At 41.5% G+C, this 13477-nt stretch carries 15 protein-coding genes; 2 read left to right on the forward strand and 13 right to left on the reverse strand.

What is annotated here, in order from left to right; genetic code table 11:
* Nucleotides 1–162: 162 nt before the first annotated feature.
* Entirely contained in the window at nt 163–597 is a 435-nt protein-coding gene (locus tag BUA53_RS13855) for a response regulator (protein WP_072835988.1), read from the reverse strand.
* Between the two features lie 395 nt (nt 598–992).
* A complete protein-coding gene (locus BUA53_RS21675) occupies nt 993–1121 on the reverse strand; it encodes a hypothetical protein (RefSeq protein ID WP_262494404.1) in 129 nt (42 codons plus the stop codon).
* Between the two features lie 311 nt (nt 1122–1432).
* Between BUA53_RS21675 and BUA53_RS13860 the strand changes: the two genes are divergently transcribed.
* Nucleotides 1433–2869: a M48 family metalloprotease gene (locus BUA53_RS13860; protein WP_072835989.1), complete on the forward strand. Its 1437-nt coding sequence runs from the start codon at nt 1433–1435 to the stop codon at nt 2867–2869.
* A gap of 62 nt (nt 2870–2931) precedes the next feature.
* Here BUA53_RS13860 and BUA53_RS13865 read toward each other — a convergent pair whose 3' ends face one another.
* The 5 genes from BUA53_RS13865 to BUA53_RS13885 all read right to left on the reverse strand — a co-directional run bounded on the left by BUA53_RS13865 (nt 2932) and on the right by BUA53_RS13885 (nt 5679).
* On the reverse strand, nt 2932–3654 hold the full coding sequence (locus BUA53_RS13865; RefSeq protein WP_072835990.1) for a murein L,D-transpeptidase catalytic domain family protein: 723 nt from the start codon (nt 3652–3654) through the stop codon (nt 2932–2934).
* Nucleotides 3655–3761: 107 nt separating this feature from the next.
* Nucleotides 3762–4202: a hypothetical protein gene (locus tag BUA53_RS13870; protein WP_072835991.1), complete on the reverse strand. Its 441-nt coding sequence runs from the start codon at nt 4200–4202 to the stop codon at nt 3762–3764.
* Between the two features lie 40 nt (nt 4203–4242).
* Entirely contained in the window at nt 4243–4512 is a 270-nt protein-coding gene (locus tag BUA53_RS13875) for a hypothetical protein (RefSeq protein WP_072835992.1), read from the reverse strand.
* A gap of 115 nt (nt 4513–4627) precedes the next feature.
* A complete protein-coding gene (locus BUA53_RS13880; RefSeq protein WP_072835993.1) occupies nt 4628–5059 on the reverse strand; it encodes a CBS domain-containing protein in 432 nt (143 codons plus the stop codon).
* A gap of 164 nt (nt 5060–5223) precedes the next feature.
* Nucleotides 5224–5679 (reverse strand): GNAT family N-acetyltransferase, encoded by a 456-nt coding sequence (locus BUA53_RS13885; protein ID WP_072835994.1) that lies wholly within the window; start codon nt 5677–5679, stop codon nt 5224–5226.
* Between the two features lie 342 nt (nt 5680–6021).
* On the opposite strand from BUA53_RS13885, the gene BUA53_RS13890 reads away from it, so the two are divergent.
* Nucleotides 6022–6780, forward strand: a complete 759-nt coding sequence (locus BUA53_RS13890) for a DUF1206 domain-containing protein (protein WP_175546080.1) — start codon at nt 6022–6024, stop codon at nt 6778–6780.
* Between the two features lie 92 nt (nt 6781–6872).
* On the opposite strand, the gene BUA53_RS13895 is transcribed toward BUA53_RS13890, so the two are convergent.
* The 6 genes from BUA53_RS13895 to BUA53_RS13920 all read right to left on the reverse strand — a co-directional run bounded on the left by BUA53_RS13895 (nt 6873) and on the right by BUA53_RS13920 (nt 13363).
* Nucleotides 6873–7259, reverse strand: coding sequence for a DUF7793 family protein (locus BUA53_RS13895; protein WP_072835996.1), 387 nt, complete (start codon nt 7257–7259; stop codon nt 6873–6875).
* A 3-nt stretch (nt 7260–7262) separates the two neighbouring features.
* Nucleotides 7263–9596 (reverse strand): hypothetical protein, encoded by a 2334-nt coding sequence (locus tag BUA53_RS13900; RefSeq protein WP_072835997.1) that lies wholly within the window; start codon nt 9594–9596, stop codon nt 7263–7265.
* Nucleotides 9597–9722: 126 nt separating this feature from the next.
* Nucleotides 9723–10439, reverse strand: coding sequence for a 3-keto-disaccharide hydrolase (locus BUA53_RS13905; protein ID WP_245793121.1), 717 nt, complete (start codon nt 10437–10439; stop codon nt 9723–9725).
* Between the two features lie 36 nt (nt 10440–10475).
* Complete coding sequence (locus BUA53_RS13910; protein ID WP_139256446.1) at nt 10476–11852, reverse strand: Gfo/Idh/MocA family protein; 1377 nt, start codon at nt 11850–11852, stop codon at nt 10476–10478.
* A gap of 31 nt (nt 11853–11883) precedes the next feature.
* Nucleotides 11884–13020, reverse strand: a complete 1137-nt coding sequence (locus tag BUA53_RS13915; RefSeq protein WP_072835999.1) for an acyltransferase family protein — start codon at nt 13018–13020, stop codon at nt 11884–11886.
* Between the two features lie 10 nt (nt 13021–13030).
* The gene (locus BUA53_RS13920; RefSeq protein WP_072836000.1) at nt 13031–13363 is read right to left on the reverse strand and encodes a hypothetical protein; all 333 of its coding nucleotides are present in this window, start codon (nt 13361–13363) and stop codon (nt 13031–13033) included.
* Nucleotides 13364–13477 lie beyond the last annotated feature (114 nt).

The following is a 13477-nucleotide window of genomic DNA, read 5'->3' on the forward strand; positions in this document are numbered from 1 at the left end:
AAAATAGGCAGGATGAAGAGTTGTTAGACAGCTTTATTTTCAATAGCTGGATAAATAGAAAGATAGAAATTACATTCTATTACTAAAATTACCTGCTACCCCTACCAGGAGGATGGGTGTCAATTTGAAACAAGCGATCGCCAGGGATCACTATGTGACCTTTCAATCTCTATGCGTACCCTTACCGGGAAACATTGTATTGATATTGATAGTACCCTCATCCAGGAAACCATTCACACGGTGCAGCAGGTACTCCATATGGAAAGGTTTGGGCAACATATCGTCAGCACCAAACAGAAATGCTCTTCCCGAGCTATAGTCATAGCCGGAGATGATGATCACTTTTGAATGGGGATAGTCGTCGGAGTTCTTTAGCTTCCAACAGAGCTGTCGGCCATCTTCACCATTGATATTGATATCAAGCAATACGAGGTCAGGTAAAAACTGGGGTAAGATCTCTTCAGCCTCGGGCAGGCTGGCGGCGGTTTCTACCGCATATCCTTGTTTGTCCAGTTGACGTTCTAACAACATCAGCAGATCGAGGTCGTCGTCAATAATAAGGATCCGTTTGGGTAGCCTTCTAAATTCAGCACACATGGTCAGGGCAATAAATGGTTAATCAATTGGATTAGCAACGGCTTTCAACGGATAGGATTACGGGTAGTTTTCACAGTGCATTACTACAACGAACTTAGAGGATACAGGATCAAAGGGTTTTCAGAGGAAAAAAATAGAAGTTGACTGATATTGGATTAGGTTTTTCTGGATATGGAAAACAAAAACTTACTGGACGGTTTTCAGGACATTGGACCCGATGGAAATCGGGCGATTGATATATGCTATCAATCAACTTCTGATACAAAAGTAGTGGGCTCTGTAACGCTGGACAAGAGCAGTTTTAACCGATTTTATGTATATGGTATTTACTGAAATGAAGGTTGTTTATAAGGAAGATTACGAGTGCGTATGATCGTAGATCTACGAGTCTCGTTTTAGTTCCAGTTTATAGCATCCCAATCCAGTTTGTATGGCTCAAGTGGACCCGCTGCTATTTCTTCTCTTGTGTCGTTAACAGCGCTTGATTCGAGGTTCATTTCCCATGTGGTTATTTGTGTATCCATGATGGTTTTTTTAATTAGACGGTGATTATTGGACTTTGTTTACTATAAATCTAAAACGATTATTTACAAAGAAGGTTTATTTAGCAATTCATTTTGTTCACTCCTTAATAACAGGGGATGAAACGGGGGAAAGGGAAGACAAAACTAAGATGTAAAAAGACCAAAACTGAGCCCTTTTGATGTGTTGTTTCTTACATTATAGCCCTTATAAGATGGGGCTGCCGGACCTACCTGCCTTATTATTTCCCATGGCATTGTCGTTGCATAGTAGAGATTGAATAAGGGTATTCCTGGCTTTTAAAATCAGCATAATGAAAAGATTATTATTCTCCGGATGTATTGCCTCGTTGGTGTTTTTTAGTAACTGCGCCCGTAACCCGGTTACAGGAAAAAAGGAAGTTGTCTTAATGTCTGAACAGCAGGAACTTGCGCAAGGCAAAGAAGCTGATCCGCAGGTAATTGCACAATTTGGATTATATCCCGACTCCTCCATTCAGCGATTTATCAATGAAAAGGGCCGCCAAATGGCAGCGGTTTCACACAGGCCCAATATAGAATACAACTTTAGAGTGTTGAACTCTACCGTTGTAAACGCCTTTGCCATACCTGGTGGCTATGTGTATTTTACCCGTGGCATCATGGCTTATTTTAATAACGAAGCGGAATTTGCAGGGGTATTGGGACACGAAATTGGGCATATAGCTGCCCGCCATTCAGTAGCCCAGCAAAGAACTGCCATGTTAGGGCAACTGGGGATCATAGCAGGTATTGTGATCAATCCCAACCTGGCTCAATTTGCCGACCTGGCTTCACAGGGATTGCAACTAATGATGCTGAAATACAGCAGGGATGATGAGCGCCAGGCTGACGAACTGGGTGTGGAATATTCTTCCAAGATCAATTACGATGCCCGCCAAATGGCTGAGTTTTTCAATACATTAAAACGCCAGGAAACAAATAGTGGCGCAGCTGCTCTACCCCCATTCTTATCTACACACCCTGATCCGGGCGAAAGAAATACAACAGTAGCCAAACTGGCCAACGAATGGAGGCAGAAACTGAATCTCACCAATCCAATGGTTAATACGGAAAGTTATTTAAGAAGAATAGAAGGTTTGGTGTATGGCGACGACCCCAGGGAAGGTTACCTTGAGAACCAGGTGTTCTATCATCCCGAATTGAAGTTTCAATTCAATGTACCTTCAGGATGGGCCTATCAAAATTCCCCACAGCAGGTGCAAATGGCGCCCAAAGATGGCAAGGCATTAATGATATTTATGCTGGCCCCGGGCAAGACCTTACAGGAAGCAGCAAATGCCATTGTGCAGCAATATAAATTACAGCCTGTAGAAACCAGGGAGGTAAATGTAAATGGTTTACCTGCAGTGGCTATGGTTGCCGATCTCCCCCAGCAGCAAGGTGTCATCCGGACCTTATCTTACCTGATACAGGATGGCAATATGATCTACCACATGATAGGATTATCAGCCCCGGCAGATTTCAATGCCTACAGCTCCTATTTCACCAATACCATGCAAAGCTTCCGTCAATTGACAGATGCCAGCAAATTGAACAGGAAGCCTGAGCGCATACATATAAAATCTGTAGCCCAGGCAGGTACTTTAGAACAGGCCTTACGGTATTATAATATTCCTACCAACAGGTTGGAAGAACTGGCTGTATTAAATGGAATGAACTTAAAGGATAATTTAAAAGCAGGCAGCCTTATTAAGGTGGTAGGCCAGTGATAAGCTAACACAAAAAAAGCCTGTGCTAAGTATGCACAGGCTTTTAAATTATGTATATAAGATCAGCTATTCAATATAGGAGAAGATTGCAGGTATGTTGTAGATGGATGATATACAAAAAGTACAGAACCATCTTTGATGATATTGATCACCTTTGCATATTCATTTACAGGTAAAGCAGGACATCCCTGGCTACGACCCATATAACCACTGTTCACCCTGTCAGCATTAACGTATGGTGCACCATGAACCACTACTCCGCGAGCTTCAGCATTTGAATTAAATCCTTCTTCCAGGCCATTGATGCGCAGCGACAAACCATGCTTGCCTGTGTATGTATTTTCTGTTACATAAAAACCAAGGCTGCTTTCTTCAGAATTCATTTGGTTGGAAAATTTCTCTGCCATATCAACTCCTGAATTCTTTCCATGAGAAACAAATGTGTTCCATACCAATTGATGAGAACGCATGTCTATGATATAAAATCTTTTTTTCCTTGATGACTGGCTAAGGTCAACAATGGTTAAATAAGGATTATTCACCTTGCCTAAGCTGTCCAGCTTGCTGAAACCTTTTACCGCATAATCAACAGCCTCATGGGTTAACCCAAGAGAGTCTAAATGCAGGCTGTCAAATAAGCTATCAGCCAATGTGGGTAATGAAAGGGAAGTGGTGGCCTTTACAGATTTTACAGCAATCTCATCCTTGGTATCCTTATTTACAAAAGATAAAAACAATAGAGAAAAGGACATAATAAGGGTAGAAAAGAAGATGGTTTTTTTCATGGTCAAAACTGGTTTTAGGTGTGAAGGGAGAGCAAATTTCGCATTAGTATACCAGTTAGAAAAGTTAATACGTGTTGCGTGAAGAACATTAAGAAATATGCAACAGATCAACCAGGTAACTTGCCCCCACTTAGCTTGTAAAACTTTTCCAGTTCAGTAACCTCGGCAGTAGATAATGTTTCATTATTATCATAGCGCAGTTTAAAGTAAAGTACTCTTTTGTGTTGAGGATATTTATTTAGCACACCTTCTACCATAGCACCAATTCGTTCATCTTTTTGGTATAGAGGTGTAGTGGCAGGTTTATCAGATTTGTACCTGTTTGGCCTTTTTAATATTTCAGCCTGCAATGTGGCTCTTTTATTATCAGGAATAGTGGATAAGGTCTGTGTTTTTTTAAATAAACCTTCCAGTTGCTTTTTACTAAGCCCACCACGTTCCTGGTATTGGCCCCACAGGCTTTTCAGGAATGCAGATGAAGGATATGCTGCTACAGCGGCATCCAGGATATCCATAATCACATCTACATCAGGTTTCTTACGGTACATAGTTTATTTAAAAAAGCAATGTACAGAATAAACAGATGTCCTATTTAAATGGTTCTACAGTCCTTTTTGAAAGCACTTTAGCATCTTCGGTCCAGTCCTTACGATCCATTAATAACAGGACGATTCCGAGGATACACATACCTGCTAACAGGCAAAGTCCAAGGATAAGCCCGTGCTGGGGTTCGCCATATACTACCTGCATACCATTCTCCATAACAGTGGTACGTACACTGGTAGACCTGTAAATGGCGTAACCAAGAGAGAAAAACCCTAAAAGGGAGAAGATCAATATATATGTGCGTTTAGTCATAGCCGATACTTTCGGATTATAAATGATTCAAAATTAATACCAAGGGTTGAACTTATGCAATAGCATGATAAAATGATTCATTATAATGCCTTGCACAATTTTTACTGTATTCTGATCAGAGGCTGATGTATTGATGCAGGTGGTCAATTGTTTCCTGTTGCATTAGCATTGTTTCTTTCACCACATCACTCATGGAAACGATGCCTTTCAGCTCATTGCCTGAAAATACAGGAATATACCTGATATTATTATCAGACATTAGTTCCATGCAATGCTCTACTGTATCCTTAGGAGAAACATGGGGCAGGTCTGTAGACATGATCTCTTCCACACTGGTGTCTGTAGAGCTCTTGCCTTTTAAAATAACCTTACGGGAGTAATCTCTTTCTGTAACAATACCACAATATTGTTCATTATCATCCAGCACTACTACTGATCCTATATTTTTTTCCGCCATTAATTTGAGGGTTTCAAGTACGGTAGCATGCACATGAATAGAAATAGCATGGGAGCCCTTACGGGAAAGGATCTGGTTGACAGTATGCATAATAAAGATTATTTAAGGGTAATTTACCGAAAAGAATGGCCACCAAAAAATGATTTTTTACAGGTCAGTTTCTTTCCCAGATCTTCATTTCAACGTTGGCAACATTAAGATTGCCCCATATAAAGCCTGGAAGTCAGACAATTTCCCGGGTATGAAGAAAACTATTATTCCTGCGTTTTTGCATATACGCCCGGATCATGCTTCTCCATCCATTTTTCAGGGCTGGCAATTTCCGTCCATCCATACTTTTTATACAACATATGTGCATCTCTGGTTAGTAGTATCCATCGCCTGAGGCCTTGCAAGCCAGGGTGGTTCATTAGTTTGTCCAACATCCATTTTGATAATCCTTGCCCCCGGAATTCAGAAATGATAAATACATCGCCCAGGTAGGCAATGGTTGCATAGTCCGTGATGACCCTTGCATACCCAATTTGCCTGTTCTTATAATACAATCCAAAGTTCAGGGAATTATTTGCCGCAGTTTGAACCACATCAAAAGGTATGTTTTTGCTCCAGTAAGCCTCCTTTGACAAATACCCATGAATGAAAGACAAGTCAAGCTTTGATTTATCTGTAGAAATGATAAAGTCACCTTTTTGTTCGATAAGTATTTCCATCTGCTTTATTATTTGATCATAATAATACTTGTAAAGAACTAAAAAGTTGAGTGATAAGATTCAAAGCAATATGAGATATTTGAGAAACTCAATCAATATTTTTTGGAGGGGGATGTTGGTCAGGCATAAAAGAAGATTAAGACTTTTTTGCAGAAATAATATCATATCATGGAAAATGATCCATCCCAATTTATGTTTACTATTCATTTCCATTCAGGACAATCATTTACCCTGTTAAATATATCAGGCACAGGAATTGGGAGCTATGGTTGATTTTAATTTATAGCTATCAAAAAAAGAAAGAAACATAAACCATTTTATTACCTCGCCTTGTGGGGCTGTGTGGCTACCGGTCTCATTTATCTTTCCATTGGGATTATTGCGATACTTTCTTTTTTGAAACTAAAACATGGTGGTGCAGATGAAGCCAGCCTGCTTGCTTTTTTAGACCAGTATTTTATCGGGAAGATCTTTATTGGTTTTATACTCCTGGGTATGGTTAGCTATACCATTTGGCGTATTTATGAAGCTGTCAAAGATCCTTATGGGTATGGTAAAGATGTTAAAGGAATACTGAGGAGATCAGTTACTGCCTTGAGCAGTTTGGCAGATATTCTTATTGCTTTCTCTGCCTTGCAGGCATTGTCCGGCAGTGGAGATATTAAAATTACAGGTCAGCCTACTGCGCAAAGAAATATGGCCCGGCATCTTCTTGGGCAGGATTGGGGATACGAGCTTCTGCTGGCAACAGGCATCATCACCTGCATTGTAGCCATTGTACAATTAGGATATGTAATTACCAAAACCTATGTGGAAAGAATGGATATTAAATACATGGAGCAGGGCAAAAAAAACATCATCCATGTACTTGCCTGGACTGGTCATTTTGCGAGAGGCATCATACTTGGCATCATTGGTTTTTTCTTTATTAAATCTGCCACAGAAGCCAATCCGCAATTGGTAGTCAATACAGATAAGGCATTTGATTTTATAGGTGATGATGTAGGACACCTGTATTTTATAATGGTTGCTGCCGGTACTATTTGTTATGGCCTTTTCATGTTTGTTTTTGGATGGTACTACGATACTGATAAAGGGTAAGAGCACCAATAAACAGGCATTAAAAGAACCAAAGAGATGTAGTTTATCGTCATAAGATCATCTGTTCCTTCGAAGTAATTACCTATTCTACCTCATAGAAATTTTTTCAGCCATTCCTTTGCTTCCTTGTCATTGGTAAAGCTTTTCATGGGTATTGGTGGTGGTTTTAACTGGAAAAGTATCCTCATTATAAATTGCGCAAGGCCCGGTTTAGATACCATTGCCATGGCTGAATAAATAACAGGCAACTGGGTAGTTGAAAATTTCCTGGTTTCTTTATCAGGAACCGGTGAGTTGGACAGGTAGATGAGGAGGGGTACTCTTTTGTTATTGGTTATTTGCTTAACCAGGGCCACATTAGCACTAATGTTAGCAACTGTTCGCCGGGGGCTTTTAGAAAGCGACACAAGAATGCCATCATCGAACCAATAGGTGGCTATCTCACCTTCATACACAGGTCTGTCCGTAGGAATGGTCATAAGTTATTCTGTAGCTACAATAAACAAAGGCTTTGCACTATAGTTTATGTTCAGCTTTCCATTGACGTTAAGCTTCTCAGATCGCATCACTCCACTTCCATCCTGGAATTCTTTTTTTATTACTGAACTAATACCAGGAAGTGATAACTCATAAGTTCCGGTAGTCTCGGTAAATACCGGCCTGCTTTCCTTTTCCTTCTTCATTTGTTCTACACCCCAGATAGCATACATCACATCTTTGCCTTTCTTATATTTCAACACCCTTGGCGATTCGCTCACCCTGCTGTCAAAAACATAATCGCCCAGTTCACCAACCTGCTTGAAATAATCTCCTACCAATCTCCGGGAGATTGTTTTATCCTCATTCTCTCTTAATAATGACATGGTGGAGAACTGCGTGGCATCTTTGTCAGCCCAATTACCATCCTGGTACAAACGATACCATTGAGCCCGATCGATACCGTGTGCTGCATATTCCAAAATGGTCCTTATGGCCCAGTTAGCCCTTGTTTGTTCGGCTGTGTATTTTCCATACGCAGGGGCATTCATAGGTGATGCGGGATTAACATCATAACCCCATTCTCCAATCCATACTTCCCGGCCGGCCGCATACTTGTTGGAATACCATACAAATTCATCTGCCGCATCCAGTACGTTTGATAATTCAGGAGGTAAACCTCCCTGAACGCCGCCGGCATATTGACTTACTCCACCAGTATAGGAGTAGTTATGAAACTGGATAATATCGAAAGGCAGATCTACACTGCCGTCTTTTTTTATTCCCCTGTTCTTTTTGCTCCACCAATAAACAGCACGCATAATATCAGTAGAAGCTGTTGCTAAACCCGAAGTACTCATTTTGAAAGCAGGATCAGCATTCTTAACACCACAATTTTTAAACTGCCCCTTATTGCCATCATACATCATGGACCATGCTGGTGCCAGGTACCTGCCATTCAGGTAATCATCGTAGCCAGCCCAAAATGCATTAGGTTCATTCATTCCTTCAAACAGATCTGCAGTACCGCTTCCTTTCACCACTTCATTAGGAGCTATCCATTTAGAATGTTCGGGATCATAATCAACATGCGACCACACTTTGTAATCAGGCACTTTGGCATTCTTTCCTTTCCGGGAAGCCATCACATAGGCCATTCTTCCCAAAACCTCCCAGGTTGACAGGTCATCTCTTTTATTATTATCAGCATAGTAAATATTTAATTCACTTGATTGGCCCTTGGTTACAATCACTTTCATGCCTGGCACATAGGGCAGGTTACCACCTACGCCCATTTCAATTCTTGATGGATGAGAGGTAGGAATATTCATTTGGTTGGATGAACCCGTGGCAAAGTCTTTAGCCGTTTTTCCCTTAGGTACGGGGCTGGCCAGCTCAATATGCCAGCGCCTGAAACCACCCGTATTTTTATTTGAGGTAGACTCTAGCACCAGCACACCCCAGGTGTTGTGGTTGATGTATTCTGAAACAGTTGCTGTAAACCCGTAATTGGGGTCAGGCACATCCCATGTGCTTCGGACAAAATCAAACTGCCCCTGCATCACTGACCAGCAAACCATATCCGGCCGATCCTTTTTTATTTGTGCAAAAAGGTCTTCTTCATACCAACCCTGGTGTACAGGATTAAAAGCCCATTTATCCCTTATGGGCTGGTATTCTTTTGCATTACCATAATTCCTTAATGAAGTGAGCCCAAGGTCCATAAAGGCATTGTACTTTGCGGGTACAATGGCAGTGCCCTTCATATTCATGTTATTTAAAAAATCCCACCAGTGTGCATTTACACCTAAAAGATCTTTTAGGGGTTTCCTGGTCCTGTTATAAACCGGTTCCTTATAAGGTGTATAATCTCCTATCAGCTCCAGTTCATTTCCATAACTGCCATTGGCACCTCCGCGCATTATAAACCTCGAAGCTTCAAAGGATGTAGGCAGTGTGAACTCTACCCATTGTTCATATTTATCTCCTGTATAAGTGCCAACTTCCACTTCCTGCTCATTATCCTTGCGTACCAATATCAATTTGGTGTTGAACTTATCTCCCTGGCCATCATAGATCCTTATCTTTTTGATACTGGCTTTGTAATCAGAAATATCCACAACCACATCATTAGGCTGGTAGATGAGGTTCCATGCAGGTACAAATGGTGTTTTAAGGTCACCATCAATCAAAGCAGAGGGCTTATCGCTGTAATTATTATCCTGGTAAAAATTCCGGAGGGTCAGTGGTAATTTATCCGGATCTGCCTGCACATCTTTTCCTGATCCGTTATGGCAGGATAAAGTCATCCATGCCGTGAGAAGCATTGCTATTTTCATTATGGTAGGGTTCAATTTGAAAAACAATTGATCAACAGAATTGAAGGTACCAATAGAGAAACAGCCATTTTACCCAAGGCAGTAATTTTAATAAAACTAAAGGTTTTGCAGTACAGCCCGCTGACGCTAAAGGATTTTAATCTTTATATTCTTAAACCAGGCCTCGCTTCCATGGTCCTGGAGTGCAATATGACCTTTTTTTGAAGCTCCATATCCCGGCGCATCCTTCCATTTACCACTTTCTTTATGTTGCTTCCATTCATCAGTCCAGAGCTGGTAATCCACCACCTTGGTGCCATTCAGCCAATGCTCTACGTGGCCATTGTTGACAACAATGCGGGTGTGGTTCCATTGTCCAACCGGATTAGGTTTTGCCAAGGGAGCGGCGTTCATGGCATAGTTGGCCCCTGTTTTTTGCCAGTCTTCCAGGTGTTCCGGGAAATTCTTATCATCTATGATCTGGTATTCAGGGCCGCTTAAATAAGCGGTTGGATACTCTTCAGTCACCATATACATGATGCCACTATTGCCCTTCGGGGAGATCTTCCAGTCAACAGAAAGATCAAAATTTTCAAATTGATCTATAGTGATCAGGTCTGCACGCCTGTCTGATTTATCGGTTGAACTTCCTTTACAATACAGTGCGCCATCTTTTACACTCCAGGAATCAGCGGGTTTATTCTGGTAAGTGTGCCAGCCATCCATATTGCGTCCATTAAACAGTAATTGATAGCCTTGCTGCTTCTCTTGCTTCCCCAGGTTGTTATCAGTAACAGCTTTTGTGCCGCTGCAGGCATTAAACAGGACTGCTACAAGGGATAGAACTAAGAATTGTTTCATCATGGTAGTTATTATTGAAATGTTATTGTAAATGAATTATCAACCATGCAGCACCTTTAATTTTTCAGGATCCCATTGCATGATCTTATTACCGAAATAGCTGTCATTGCACAAAAGGGCAGGTGCAGCTGCACGATAACCGAACAATGAATTTTCTACCACATTCTTATTGTTCCTTATAGCAGTTGCCCAATTATAGAAATGATCAAAATGCGCACCTTTATATCCTTCTTCTGCAGTGTATTCCAATTTCTCAGGCGGTTGCATGCTTTTGCGTTCGTAAACATATTCCTTCCCTGAAGCTGCATTTTTTGTTTTAAGCAGTGGATCACCTGCATCAACCACGTTCCGATTTTTGAATAAGGTTACCTTATCCCACTCAACAGTCATGGATCCTTCACTTCCCACCATGCGCAGGTAATTGGTGCCTCCTGTACCATCCACAAAATTTACCCTGAGTGATAAATTGAATGGTGGATGAATGTTGGTCTCAGGGTAGTCAAACATACCCAGCATGATATCCGGAACTTCACGGCCATCTTTCCAATAACGAAGTCCGCCGGTTGCCATGATCTTATTGGGCCCCAGGGAACCGGTTACAAAATGAAGGCTTGAAAATAAATGGACGAACAGGTCCCCCGATACACCGGTACCATAATCCCTGTAATTCCTCCATCGGAAAAACCGGGTAGCATCAAAAGGTCTTTTGTTGGTATTGGCAATGAAGGCATCCCAGCCTACAGTTGCAGGAGAAGCATCAGCAGGAATGGGGTATTGCCAGGCACCCGTAGGGGACATACGGGCCCAGAATCCCTCAGCATAATTAAGTTGTCCAATAGCGCCAGCCTTCAATAATTCTTTTGCTTTTTCATTGCCCAGTGAACTCAAGCCCTGGCTGCCTACCTGGTATACTACTTTATTCTTTTCCTGTGCGGCCACTACCGCTGCTCCCTCTGATATCTCGTGCACCATGGGTTTCTCGCAATACACATGCTTGCCTGCATTCATGGCAGCTACAGATATATCCTTATGCCAATGATCCGGAGTGGCAATGATCACTGCGTCTATATCCTTGCGGTTGAGAATATCCCGGAAATCACGGGTGGTAGCAATATCATTGCCCCATCTTTTTTTGGCTTCCGCCAAACGCCCATCATACAGATCGCATACTGCCAATAGCTTAATCCCTGGTACTGTCAGTGCTGTTGTAGCATCAGCCACTCCCATTCCCCCCGAACCTATCAAAGCAATCTGCAACTGGTCATTAGCACTGTAATGCTGTTTTGCACGCTGCAGATTCTCCAGGTGACGGGCCTTGTCGCGGGCGGTAACAATAGATGGAAAGAGCGAAGCCCCTATTGCCGCCTTGGTGGCTTTGGTAATAAAAGACCTCCTGGATTTATCGTTTTTTTCCATGTCCATATTTTAAGTTACTGTTGAATTTTTATTATACCCTGATATAGATCTTCCTTTTATTCATCCACCAACCCACACACCAGCATAGCAGCATATAGGTAATGGCAAAAAGGAAAGACCCCACCGGTCCGGGTGCAATGACCTGGAATAATACTTTATTGATCCAGCCAAAAAGGCTATAGCCATTACCCATAGGTATCATAAACAGCACGGTAACCAGTAATTCAGAAAGAAGGTAAATGATCAAAGGGTTTTTCCCAACGACCAGGAAAAAGTTCGTCCAACCGCCCTTATTCCAATTCCGCAACTCGATCACATAGATAAGTGCGCCTATGAGTACAAGATCAATACCTGATGTAAGCAATACAAATGAAGAAGTCCATAGTTTTTTATTCACCGGGAATATCATATTCCACCAGAGTGCTAAAAAGATCAACCCAAAACCCACAAGAACCAGGTGGGTGATCGCTTCATAATTCTTTCCTTTTTCACGAATGTATTTACCTGCCAGGTACCCGGCTGTTACGTTAACAATTGCAGGCAGTGTGCTTAACCATCCTTCGGGGTCAAACGGAATTCCCTCACCATGATATAAATGGTTTGTCCCCATCAGGAATCTATCAAGATACATACCTGCATTCCCTAGCATGCTGAATGGTTGCTGGTAATCACCGAATATTAGCAGTAAGATCCAATAGCTTAACAAAAGGGATATGCTGACAATAATTATCTGTTTACGCGAGAGGTAATGAATAAATAGGGAAGCGAAAAAATAGCACAGGGCAATACGTTGCAATACGCCCATGATCCTTGTATGACCTATTGGTGCACCGATTATATGATGTTGCGCATCCAGTCTGAAAAAAGGAAACCAATACATAAGGTAACCTAAAAGGAATATCAGTATGGTTCTTGAAAGCACTTTTTTAAAAAAGGCACCAGAACCTAATTCGCGGTATTTATCCAATGAAAAGCTCATGGCATTGCCTACAGCAAACAAAAAAGATGGGAACACCAGGTCAGTTGGAGTAAAGCCATGCCAGGTGGCATGCTCCAGGGGTGCAAAAGGTGTAGCTCCGCTGCCCGGTGTATTCACAATGATCATAAAGCAGATGGTCATGCCCCGGAACACATCAAGTGAAAGAAAGCGTTGCAATGGTGGACGCATAATAAAGATTTTAATGGATCTGGGAACTATCTCCTGTTATTGTTTGAATCACAGACTTGCCATCTGGCGTAAATAGTACGCGGCCATTTTCGTGGTGTATGTTTCCTGATGAATCTTTGAACACATAGCCCAGCGAATATTGCAAAGGATCTTTAAAATTGCTGTCGGGCCAGTTGTGCAAAGTATCCTCTTTAAACGATTCGACATCAAAGTCTGTGGACCTGGGAGGTAGCTTAGCTCGAATTTCATCTTTTGCCCTGATCTGTCTTTTATCACTGTCAAATCCGGCTGATTCACAACTAATGAGAAGCAATACTGTTACAATAACAAATAATATGCGCATGTAAGTGAGATATGTATAGGTAGTTAAGGTAAGAAATTATTTATTGTATATTTCTATTCCTTTGAATCTGGAGATCTACCGGTTATCAAAAAACTATTAGTATAAATCTTTTAC

It is taken from the genome of Flavisolibacter ginsengisoli DSM 18119, from assembly GCF_900129295.1.
Lineage (GTDB): Bacteria > Bacteroidota > Bacteroidia > Chitinophagales > Chitinophagaceae > Flavisolibacter > Flavisolibacter ginsengisoli.

Coding starts and splice junctions, on each gene's coding strand:
- BUA53_RS13855 (WP_072835988.1), bottom strand. CDS start 597: ATGTGTGCTGAATTTAGAAGGCTACCCAAACGGATCCTTATTATTGAC.
- BUA53_RS21675 (WP_262494404.1), bottom strand. CDS start 1,121: ATGGATACACAAATAACCACATGGGAAATGAACCTCGAATCAAGCGCT.
- BUA53_RS13860 (WP_072835989.1), top strand. CDS start 1,433: ATGAAAAGATTATTATTCTCCGGATGTATTGCCTCGTTGGTGTTTTTT.
- BUA53_RS13865 (WP_072835990.1), bottom strand. CDS start 3,654: ATGAAAAAAACCATCTTCTTTTCTACCCTTATTATGTCCTTTTCTCTA.
- BUA53_RS13870 (WP_072835991.1), bottom strand. CDS start 4,202: ATGTACCGTAAGAAACCTGATGTAGATGTGATTATGGATATCCTGGAT.
- BUA53_RS13875 (WP_072835992.1), bottom strand. CDS start 4,512: ATGACTAAACGCACATATATATTGATCTTCTCCCTTTTAGGGTTTTTC.
- BUA53_RS13880 (WP_072835993.1), bottom strand. CDS start 5,059: ATGCATACTGTCAACCAGATCCTTTCCCGTAAGGGCTCCCATGCTATT.
- BUA53_RS13885 (WP_072835994.1), bottom strand. CDS start 5,679: ATGGAAATACTTATCGAACAAAAAGGTGACTTTATCATTTCTACAGAT.
- BUA53_RS13895 (WP_072835996.1), bottom strand. CDS start 7,259: ATGACCATTCCTACGGACAGACCTGTGTATGAAGGTGAGATAGCCACC.
- BUA53_RS13900 (WP_072835997.1), bottom strand. CDS start 9,596: ATGAAAATAGCAATGCTTCTCACGGCATGGATGACTTTATCCTGCCAT.
- BUA53_RS13905 (WP_245793121.1), bottom strand. CDS start 10,439: ATGATGAAACAATTCTTAGTTCTATCCCTTGTAGCAGTCCTGTTTAAT.
- BUA53_RS13910 (WP_139256446.1), bottom strand. CDS start 11,852: ATGGAAAAAAACGATAAATCCAGGAGGTCTTTTATTACCAAAGCCACC.
- BUA53_RS13915 (WP_072835999.1), bottom strand. CDS start 13,020: ATGCGTCCACCATTGCAACGCTTTCTTTCACTTGATGTGTTCCGGGGC.
- BUA53_RS13920 (WP_072836000.1), bottom strand. CDS start 13,363: ATGCGCATATTATTTGTTATTGTAACAGTATTGCTTCTCATTAGTTGT.